A 7,833-nucleotide genomic window follows, 5' to 3' on the forward strand; every position below is an offset into this window, starting at 1 on the left:
CCATCCTCGCCGCGATTGCCGGGGCGCTGTATTACCCGCAAGCGGGTATCATCAACCCAGCCGAAATGGCCCCTATCGCCAGTATCTATCTGGCGGTCTGGGTGGCGATTGGCGGGCGTGGGCGTCTTTATGGCGCGGTGATCGGCGCGGCCTTCGTGTCGCTGGTGTCAACCTGGTTCACCGGCGGTCAGGCCCCGGATATCCCGCTGGGCTTTTACACGATCAAATGGGTCGATTGGTGGCTGGTGCTGCTGGGTCTCAGCTTTGTCGCGGTGACGCTGTTCGCGCCGCAAGGCATTGGCGGCCTGTTCGATCTGATCGCCGGACATAAACGCCCCAGCCGCGGCGGTGCCGATCTGGGACCGGATGCCGGCAGTCTGCAGGAAAGGGAGGCCGTGGAATGAGCACGCTTCTTGAGGTCTCGGGCATCTCGGTCACCTTTGACGGGTTCCGCGCCATCAACAACCTGTCCTTTGGCATCGGATCGTCGGAAATGCGCGCGATCATCGGGCCGAACGGCGCTGGCAAGACCACGTTCATGGATATCGTCACCGGCAAGACCCGCCCCGACGAGGGCCGCGTAGTCTGGGGTGAGAAATCGATCAACCTTCTGAAGATGAACGAAAGCCAGATCGCCCGCGCCGGCATTGGCCGCAAATTCCAGCGCCCGACCGTGTTCGAGGATCAGACGGTTCTGGAAAACCTGATCATGGCGCTGAAAAAGACCCGCACGCCGCTGTCGGTTCTGGGCTATCGCCGCAGCGCCGAGGATGTCGGCCGGGTCGAGACCCTGGCCGACGAGATCGGGCTGAAAGCCGAACTGCCGCGCAAGGCGGGCGAGCTGGCGCATGGGCAAAAGCAATGGCTGGAAATCGGCATGTTGCTGGCGCAGGAACCGCGCCTGCTGCTGGTCGATGAACCGGCCGCCGGCATGAGCCCGGCCGAGCGCGAACACACCACCGCGCTGTTGGTCGAGGCCGCCAAAACCCGCGCCGTGGTCGTGGTCGAGCATGACATGGAATTCGTGCGGCGGCTGAATTGCAAGGTGACGGTGTTCCACGAGGGCTCGGTTCTGGCCGAGGGCAGTCTGGACCACGTCACCGCGAATAAAGACGTCATCGACGTATATCTGGGGCGCTGAGAGATGCTGGAAACCAAGAACCTGACCCTGCATTACGGTGGCAGCCAGATCCTGTATGGCATCGACATGCAGGCCGAGACCGGCAAGATCACCTGTGTGATGGGCACCAATGGCGTTGGCAAGACCAGCCTGCTGAAGGCGCTGTCGGGCACGCATCACCGCTCGGGCGGCGAGGTGGTGCTGAATGGCGAATCTCTGGCCAAACCGGCGGCGCATCAACTGGCGCATAAGGGCGTGGGATACGTGCCGCAGGGGCGGATGATCTTTCCGCTGCTGACCGTGCGCGAGAACATGGAAACCGCCTATGCCTGCCTGCCCCGTGGCGAGCACATGATCCCGGACGAGATTTACGAGCTGTTCCCGGTGCTGAAGGAAATGCAGCACCGGCGCGGCGGCGACTTGTCGGGCGGGCAGCAACAGCAACTGGCCATCGCCCGCGCGATGATCACCAAGCCCAAGCTGTTGCTGCTGGACGAACCGACCGAGGGCATCCAGCCCAATATCATTCAACAGATCGGCCGGGTGATCGAATATCTGCGCGATCAGAACACCATGGCGATCGTGCTGGTCGAACAATTCTTCAGCTTTGCCTACGGGCTGGCCGACAGTTTCTATGTGCTGAATCAGGGCCGGGTGACCCTGAGCGGCGCCAAGGCGGATGTGGCCGAAGACAAACTGCTGGCAGCGGTTTCGGTCTAGGTCGGGATTTGAGTATTTAGACCAAGAAAAAGACCAAGGGGGCGCCGCGTGTTGGCGCCCCTAGTAGTTTTGCATCTTGCGGATCTGCGCCATGCGGTTGGCGGCGGTGATCGCCTCGCCCAGCGTGGTGACGCCCTCGGCCTCAAGCAGGCGCAGCATGTGCAGGAACACCTCGGCGGTGGCCTGCGTGTCACCCATGGCGGTGTGGCGCAGTTCGGGCGGGATCAGCACACCGAACCGTTCGGCCAGCGCGTCCAGCGTGTGCTGGGACGAATGGTCGAACAGCACCGCCGACAGCAGCACCGTGCACAGAACCGGCTGGTCAAAGGTGCGGCCGATCTGGGTTTCCTTGAGCTTGAGGAAGGTCATGTCGAACGGCGCGTTATGCGCGACCAGCACTGCGCCCTGACAGAAGTCATGGAAATCACGCCCGGCCTGCGCGATCTGGGGGGCGCCGACGATCATCTCGTTGCTGATGTGATGCACCGCGGTCGAGGCCGCCGGGATGTTGCGCTTGGGATCGACCAGCGTATCGAACACCTCGCCCTTCAGGATGCGGCCATTGACGATGCGCACCCCGGCGATCTGCACGATCTCGTCGCCCTGTCGCGGGGTCAGGCCGGTGGTTTCGGTGTCGAACACCACAAAGCTGAGTTCCGAGAGTTTTTGGTCGGCCAGATCGGCGTCGATGGTATTTTGCGACAGGTTGAAGTCGTAGAATTCCGGGCGGGCATCGACCGGCGTCAGCGCGCGGGCCTGCGCCGCTAGCAGCGGCAGCACCATCCGGTGGTCGTCGCCGTGACCTTCGGACCAGACCTCGGTGCGGTGACCGTCCAGCGCGTCGCGGCCGGAATACTGGCCATAGCCCTCGGACAGCGGTTCCTTGATCCAGCGTTCCAGCATGCCATCGGTGGCCTCGGGGCCGGTCCAGCCGAGGATCAGCCAGATTTCCTTGCCCTGCGGTTCGGCCCGCAAGGTGAAGCTGTGGCGCGCCGGGTCGGCCAGCAGGCCACGAGCGATCATATCGGTCAGTTCCAAAATGGCGAAGCCGTCGCATTTCAGGAATTGTTCCTCGCCCTCGACCTTGAACACCCGGTCGTGGCGGGCCTTCATCGCGTCGAAAATATCGCTGGAGGCGACCGAGGACATCGGCCAGTGCCGGGCAAGGGCCTCTTCGTGGCGGGCGCTCATTTCGCTGAGGGTGGCGCTCATTTCGGCCACCTCGTCGCGCATCGCGTGCCGGAACATCGATTGCGAGGTCACGTCCATATCCGGGTCGGCATGCAGCACATCCAGCACCATGTTCAGCGCGGCGGTGCGGCGGCGCACCCGTTCCAGCAGCGCGTTGAACAGGTGGTCGCGTTCGGCGTGGGCTTCCAGATCTTCGGTGGCATCGTGGAAAATCACCACATAGCCATGGCGTTCGCCATTGTTGATGACCGGGCTGACGCGGGCCAGAAACATCTTGTTGCCATCAATGCTGGCGGTCAGGAAACTTTCAGCCTCGTCCTGACCACGGGCCAGCCGGGCCTCAAGCCGGGACAGCGCATGGGTCAGGGGTTCGGGGCGCAGAAAGCCGGACAGCGGACGGCCAAGACCCAGATTGCCCAGCAGGCCGTGCGCCTCGCGGTTATAAAGCATCACCCGCAGGTCGGGGGTGGCGACAACCACGCCCTCGGCCAGATCGCGCAGCAGCACCGCGAACAGGGCTTTCTCGCTGTTCAGGCGGGCGGTTTCCTCTTCGATCAGGCGGTCCTGAGCGGCGCGGGTTTCGGCCAAAGCCTGATGAATGGCATTCGCCGCCGGGGCCAGCGCGCCAAGATAGCGCGCCCGTTCCTGATCGATATCGATATCGATATCGGCCTGTGCGCGGGTGTTCAGGTCCGAGGCCAGCGCAAGGATCGGCTTGGCCACGTTTTCGTCGAACAGGAAGGCGACCCAGACCGCCAGCCCCGACAGGCCCGCCACACCGGCCACGCCGGCGATGATGAAACTATCAACCGGCACCCCCGCCCCGGCGCGGCTGGCGCCCCACCACAGGCCCGCGATGACCGCGCCCGCGCCGCCCAGCGCCAGAGCGACGAAGAACAGCGCGAACCGCGCCCGCAACCCCAACCGCTCACGCATCGCCGGACTCCGTCGTCAACAACTCGTCGATCTTGGCGACCAGTTCCTTGGCGGAAAACGGTTTGGTCATAAAGGCGTCGGCCCCAAGGGCCAGACCCTTGCGACGCTCGACCTCGCCGCCGCGGGCGGTCATCATCAGGATGCGCACCGCGTTCAGCGCCGGATCACGGCGGATGGTCTGACAGACCTCATAACCCGACCGCCCCGGCAACATCACGTCCAGAACGATCAGGTCCGGCATGTGGTCAGCCACTGCTGTCAGCGCGGCATCGCCGTCGCCCACCCGGTGCATTTCATAGCCCTGCTTGCCGATCAGATAGCCCAGCGCCAGAGCGATATTGTCTTCGTCCTCAACTAAAAGAACCTTTTTCGCCATTCGGAACCTCCTCTTTCCTCAGGCGTTACACAGCACCTCATACAACTTGTCGTCGGTTGTAATCGGCATCCAATCCGCGTTTGCCACCGGATCGGCCAATGCTGCCTCGCTGACATTCGCCAGCGCCGGCAAAGCGCAATTGACGAATTGAGGCACCATCGAAGGCGCCCTCCAGCGCCCGTAGAGATACATGTTGAACAGGCGCACATCCGGCGCGGCCGGGTTGCGCTGAACCGAGGCCAGATCGACCGCCATCAGGCGCGTGACTTGCGGCTTGGCATAGGTCCAGGGCTTCCACATGATTTTCGAGCCAACCTCGCGCACCACGACCACGCCTTCGGGAAAGGCCTCGGCGGTGCGCTTGGCCCATGTGTTTTCCGACCACATGGTAAAGCCGATCATCGCCAGACCGGCGGCTGCGGGCAGCATCCAGCGCGGCAGGCGACCGCCCGCAAGCCGGTTCAGCAGCATCATCACCCCGGCTGCACCCATCCCGGCAGCGACAGTCGCGATCAGTTCTAGAAACATACTCATCGATTTTCCTCAGGCGCCCTGGCTGTGGCCAAGCGCCGATTGCATTGTCTTGATTACCATGAACGCGTCGCGCAGATGGCTGCGCTCGAGATCGGACAGCCGATCCGGAGCCATGAAGTTGTCGGGTTTATCCCCGGCGCGAATTTGCCGGGCCTGATGTTGCAGCCGGGTCTCGGCGATCAGGTCATAGGCGTCGATCAGGTCATGCGCCCCGGACGCCGACACCACACCGGCGTCGCGGGCGGCTTCCAGTCGGCTGCGGGTGTTCACCTCGGTCAGGCCGCCTTGCAGGGTATAGACCCGACCCAGATCGACCACCGGCACCACGCCGGTATGCTTGAGGTCCAGCATGTTCTTGTGCTCGCCCGAGCGGATCAGCGAGAACCCCCGGAACAGGCTGATCGGCGGCGAATGCTTCAGCGAGTTGGCGATCATATGGGCGACAAAGATCGAGTTCCCCCGCGCCATGCGCAGCGTCTCGGCCTGCAACTCGTGAAACAGCGCAGCGTCGCCGCCAATCGGGCGCAGGTCGAACATCACCGAGGCCAGCATTTGCGCCTCGGTGTCGGGCTGGGCGATCCAGCGGTCGAAATAACCGCGCCAGACTTTCAGCGGTTGCCGCCAGCGGTCAGCGGTCGCCATCATGTCGCCGGGGCAATAGACAAACCCACAGGTGTTCAGCCCGTCCGAGACGAATTTTGCCAGCGCGGCGAAATAGGCGTCGTCCTCGGGCGTCATGGCGTCGTCGATGATCAGGCAATTGTCCTGATCGGAAACCCCGGTCTGTTCGCGCCGGCCCTGACTGCCGCAAGCCGCCCAGAGATAGCGCACCGGCGCCGGGCCAAGCCGGGCCTCGCCCAGCGCCAGCAGGCGGCGGGTGATGGCGTCGGTCAGGTCGGTGATGCGGCGGGTGATGGATTCGTGCCGCGCGCCTGAACCGACAAGCTGAACCAGCATTTCAGGCACATTGGTCATCAGCGCGGCCATCTGTTCAGCCGTGTCGCATTTGACCAGTTCGGAAATCATATGGCTGGCGGTCGCCGCCTGTTTGCGCACCAGATCGGTCGAGCCGATCAGCCCGATCAGGCGGCCATGTTCCTGCACCGGCAGGTGGCTGATCTTGTTGTCGGCCAGCATCATCAGCGCATCCAGACCGACATCGGTCGGCGCGATGGTGATCGGGTTGCGGGTCATGACCTGCGCGACCGGCAGATCGGCGGACAGGCCCTCGGCCAGCACCTTGTTGGTCAGGTCGTTCTTGGTGATGATCCCGGTCAGGGCATCATCCTGAACCACCATCACCGACGAAATCCGGTTGTCGCGCATGATGCGGGCGACATCGCTGATCGTCGCGTCTTCGGCACAGGTGATCGGGGTGCGCGCCATCAGGTCGCGGACATGCAGCGCGGTCAGGCCGGTCGCAGCCGTGGGCGCAGCGGGGGTGGTGGTCGGGGCCGAGCGTTCGAACCAGGCGGCGAAACCGGCGTCGCCCGCCATCAGATCGGCGAAATCATCCGCCGGCAGCAGGATCGCCCGCGACTTGACCGCCGCCACGGCGGTCAGCATCGCCGCGCCTTTGCGCAGCAGGCCGCGTTCGCCCATGATGTCGCCGGGACCGCGCTGGGTGACGACCTCGTCACCATCGCCGCGCACGTCAAACCGTCCGGCCATGACAATATACAGGCCGTCCAGATTCTGGTCGCGGTTGAACAGGGCATCGCCCTGCGCCACCTCGACGGTGGTCAAATTCGGAACAATACGCGCGACCGTTTCGCGCGGCAGCGCGTCGAACGGAGCATATTGCGTCAGAGCTTTCAGGAAATCGGTGTGTGTGTCCGCCACGGACAGCCTCCTGCGCTGTGGATCTTGTTGCTCACGCCGGACCCGGTCGGGTCGCGCAGGCCCACCTTAGGGCACAAAAAGCATTCCGGCGATGCAATCTTAGATCACACCGCCGGAAAGAGGGAGAGGACAAACTGCCCTCTCCTTGATTTTCAGCGATCCTTAGTGATCGACAGCGCCACCGGCGCCACGCGGCACACGAACGCTTTCGACCAGTTCCTGGATCTCTGCCGGGGGTTCTTCGGTTGCGTTCGAAACAACGATTGCAACAACGAAGTTCAGCAGAGCACCAACCGCACCGAACGAGGTCGATTTGACGGTCAGCAGCAGCGGATCAGCGTCGCTGAAGCTGGCGGTGCTGGCGACAAAGAACCAACCTTTGTGCAGGAAGATGTAGATCAGGGTCGACAGCAGACCGACGACCATACCCGCAACAGCGCCTCTGTTGTTAATGCGCTTGCTGAAGATACCCATCATCAGAGCCGGGAAGATCGACGCAGCAGCCAGACCAAAGGCCAAGGCCACGGTCTGAGCCGCGAAGCCCGGAGGGTTAAGACCGAAGTAGGTCGCGACTGCGATGGCAACAGCCATGGCAACACGGGCCGACATCAGTTCGCCTTTTTCCGAGATACCCGGATTCAGCTGACCCTTGATCAGGTCGTGCGAGATCGACGACGAGATCGCAAGCAGCAGACCGGCAGCGGTCGACAGCGCAGCAGCAAGACCACCCGCAGCCACCAGACCGATCACCCAGCCGGGCAGGTTGGCGATTTCGGGGTTGGCCAGCACCAGGATGTCGCGGTTGAACTTGGTCAGTTCGTTACCGGTCCAGCCCGAAGCTTCAGCACGCTCTTTCATTGCGGGCGAGGCATCGTTGTAGAACTGAATCTTGCCATCGCCGTTCTTGTCTTCCCAACCCAGAAGGCCGGTTTTTTCCCAGGTCTTCATCCAGTTGTATTTGGGATCCGAATTGATCTGAGCCAGCGACACAGCCTCAGACTGCGTGCCATTCGGCCACATCAGGTCGGTGATGTTCAGACGAGCCATCGCACCAACAGCCGGAGCAGTCAGATACAGCAGCGCGATGAACACCAGTGCCCAGCCAGCCGACCAA

Annotated in this window: 7 protein-coding genes and 1 pseudogene; 3 read left to right on the forward strand and 5 right to left on the reverse strand. The window is 63.2% G+C overall.

The window, feature by feature from the left end; translation table 11 throughout:
- The 3 genes and pseudogenes from ABYW26_RS07575 to urtE form a co-directional block, all read left to right on the forward strand.
- Positions 1 to 404: pseudogene (locus ABYW26_RS07575) on the forward strand (urea ABC transporter permease subunit UrtC); the annotation flags it as partial.
- A complete protein-coding gene (gene urtD, locus ABYW26_RS07580; RefSeq protein WP_372604169.1) occupies positions 401 to 1,141 on the forward strand; it encodes an urea ABC transporter ATP-binding protein UrtD in 741 nt (246 codons plus the stop codon). The pseudogene ABYW26_RS07575 and the gene urtD, both read left to right, overlap by 4 nt.
- 3 nt (positions 1,142 to 1,144) lie before the next feature.
- On the forward strand, positions 1,145 to 1,840 hold the full coding sequence (urtE, locus tag ABYW26_RS07585) for an urea ABC transporter ATP-binding subunit UrtE (RefSeq protein ID WP_372604170.1): 696 nt from the start codon (positions 1,145 to 1,147) through the stop codon (positions 1,838 to 1,840).
- Positions 1,841 to 1,900: 60 nt separating this feature from the next.
- On the opposite strand, the gene ABYW26_RS07590 is transcribed toward urtE, so the two are convergent.
- From ABYW26_RS07590 to ABYW26_RS07610, 5 genes are all read right to left on the reverse strand, one after another.
- On the reverse strand, positions 1,901 to 3,967 hold the full coding sequence (locus ABYW26_RS07590; protein ID WP_372604171.1) for an exonuclease domain-containing protein: 2,067 nt from the start codon (positions 3,965 to 3,967) through the stop codon (positions 1,901 to 1,903).
- Complete coding sequence (locus ABYW26_RS07595) at positions 3,960 to 4,343, reverse strand: response regulator transcription factor (protein ID WP_372604172.1); 384 nt, start codon at positions 4,341 to 4,343, stop codon at positions 3,960 to 3,962. The genes ABYW26_RS07590 and ABYW26_RS07595 overlap by 8 nt, the downstream gene beginning before the upstream one ends.
- An 18-nt stretch (positions 4,344 to 4,361) precedes the next feature.
- On the reverse strand, positions 4,362 to 4,877 hold the full coding sequence (locus tag ABYW26_RS07600) for a hypothetical protein (RefSeq protein WP_372604173.1): 516 nt from the start codon (positions 4,875 to 4,877) through the stop codon (positions 4,362 to 4,364).
- A gap of 9 nt (positions 4,878 to 4,886) precedes the next feature.
- A complete protein-coding gene (locus tag ABYW26_RS07605; RefSeq protein WP_372604174.1) occupies positions 4,887 to 6,719 on the reverse strand; it encodes a putative nucleotidyltransferase substrate binding domain-containing protein in 1,833 nt (610 codons plus the stop codon).
- 162 nt (positions 6,720 to 6,881) lie between these two features.
- A partial coding sequence (locus ABYW26_RS07610; protein ID WP_372604175.1) for a VC_2705 family sodium/solute symporter occupies positions 6,882 to 7,833 on the reverse strand: 952 nt, incomplete at its 5' end.

The organism is Actibacterium sp., from assembly GCF_041584535.1.
Taxonomy (GTDB): Bacteria; Pseudomonadota; Alphaproteobacteria; order Rhodobacterales; family Rhodobacteraceae; genus Actibacterium_D.

Excerpts from the sequence above, each read along its gene's own strand:
- urtD (WP_372604169.1), top strand. The coding sequence starts at position 401 with ATGAGCACGCTTCTTGAGGTCTCGGGCATCTCGGTCACCTTTGACGGG.
- urtE (WP_372604170.1), top strand. The coding sequence starts at position 1,145 with ATGCTGGAAACCAAGAACCTGACCCTGCATTACGGTGGCAGCCAGATC.
- ABYW26_RS07590 (WP_372604171.1), bottom strand. The coding sequence starts at position 3,967 with ATGCGTGAGCGGTTGGGGTTGCGGGCGCGGTTCGCGCTGTTCTTCGTC.
- ABYW26_RS07595 (WP_372604172.1), bottom strand. The coding sequence starts at position 4,343 with ATGGCGAAAAAGGTTCTTTTAGTTGAGGACGAAGACAATATCGCTCTG.
- ABYW26_RS07600 (WP_372604173.1), bottom strand. The coding sequence starts at position 4,877 with ATGAGTATGTTTCTAGAACTGATCGCGACTGTCGCTGCCGGGATGGGT.